This is a genomic window from Bradyrhizobium sp. WSM2793 (assembly GCF_000379585.1).
Lineage (GTDB): Bacteria > Pseudomonadota > Alphaproteobacteria > Rhizobiales > Xanthobacteraceae > Bradyrhizobium.
In genome coordinates, this window is the sequence record NZ_KB902841.1 from 1 (window position 1) to 1,713 (window position 1,713).

The window sequence follows — 1,713 nt, forward strand, 5'->3', positions numbered from 1 at the left end:
GATTGCAAAAAGCGCGCGCCAAATCGCGGTTTTTGTGATTCCATCGATGCATGGGTGACGGTCCCGAGAAGCTGCCGGAAGATATTGAGGCGCTCCAAGCGGCATTGCTGACGACGCGTGCCGAACTCGCCAGCGTTCGCGCCCAGCAGTCCGACGACCATGCGCTTATCGCTCACCTGAAGCTGCAGATCAAAAAGCTGAACCGTGATCGCCATGGCCCTCGCTCGGAGCGTACCGCAAGGCTGCTGGATCAACTCGAACTGACGCTCGAGGAGCTCGAGGCTTCAGCGACTGAGGACGAACTCGCTGCCGAAATGGCCGCGGCCAAGACGACAAAGGTGGCCTCGTTCACGCGCAAGCGGCCGTCGCGCCAGCCGTTCCCGGAGCATCTGCCTCGCGAGCGGGTGCTCGTGCCGGGACCGACGTCGTGCATCTGCTGCGGTGGTTTGCGGCTGTCCAAGCTTGGCGAGGACATCACCGAGACGCTGGAGGTGATCCCGAAATCCTGGAAGGTGATCCAGCACGTCCGGGAGAAGTTCAGCTGCCGTGATTGCGAGAAGATCAGTCAGGCCCCGGCGCCGTTCCACGTCATCGCTCGTGGTTGGGCCGGCCCCAGCTTGCTGGCGATGGTGCTGTTCGAGAAGTTCGGCCAGCACCAGCCGCTGAACCGGCAGGCCGAACGCTATGCCAAGGAAGGCGTGTCGGTCAGCCTGTCGACCCTGGCCGACCAGGTCGGTGGCTGCACGGTTGCGCTGACGCCCTTGTTCCGGCGCCTTGAGGCCCATGTGCTGAGGGCCGAGCGATTGCACGGGGATGACACGACGGTGCCTGTCCTGGCCAAAGGCAAGACCGACACCGGCCGCATCTGGGTCTATGTACGCGATGACAAGCCTTTTGGCGGGCAGGCCCCGCCGGGCGCAGTGTTTTATTACTCACGCGATCGTGCCGGCGAGCATCCTCAGGCCCATCTGGTCGGCTATAGCGGTATCTTCCAGGCCGATGCCTATAGCGGCTACGGCAAGCTTTATGAGGTGGGCCGCAACGCAGGTCCGATCCTGGAAGCCGCGTGCTGGGTCCATGCCCGACGGCCGTTCTTCGTGATGGCTGATCTGGCGGAGAATGCGCGCCGCAAGGTGCAGGGCAAAAAGCCTGCGGTGATCTCGCCGCTGGCACTGGAAGCAGTCCGTCGGATTGATGCCCTGTTCGAGATCGAGCGCGGCATCAACGGCGAGACGCCCGAGCGGCGCCGGGCCGTGCGCCAGGAGCTGAGCGCGCCGCTGGTCGCCGCTCTGGAAGCCTGGATGCGTGAGCAACGCGCCAAGCTCTCTCGGCGCAACGACGTTGCCAAGGCGATGGACTATATGCTCAAGCGCTGGGGCTCGTTCACCCGCTTCCTTGAGGACGGCCGCATCTGCCTGTCGAACAACGCCGCCGAACGAGCCCTGCGCGGCATCGCCCTGGGGCGGAAGTCTTGGCTGTTCTGTGGCTCCGACCGAGGTGGTGACCGGGCCGCCATGATATACAGCCTGATCGTCACGGCCAAGATGAACGACCTCGATCCACAAGCTTGGCTCGCCGACGTCCTGGCGCGCATCGCTGCACATCCGGCCCACCGGCTCGACGAACTCTTGCCCTGGAATTGGCGCGACCGGAACAAGCAAGCCAATCAGGCTGCCTGAGTGACCGCTGCGCGGTACTCACCGGATGCTTACG

At 64.2% G+C, this 1,713-nt stretch carries 1 protein-coding gene; it reads left to right on the plus strand.

Annotation, left to right across the window (positions count from 1 at the left end; genetic code table 11):
* Positions 1-107 precede the first annotated feature (107 nt).
* A complete protein-coding gene (locus A3AS_RS0140770) occupies positions 108-1,679 on the plus strand; it encodes an IS66 family transposase (protein ID WP_245283406.1) in 1,572 nt (523 codons plus the stop codon).
* The last annotated feature ends 34 nt before the right edge of the window (positions 1,680-1,713 follow it).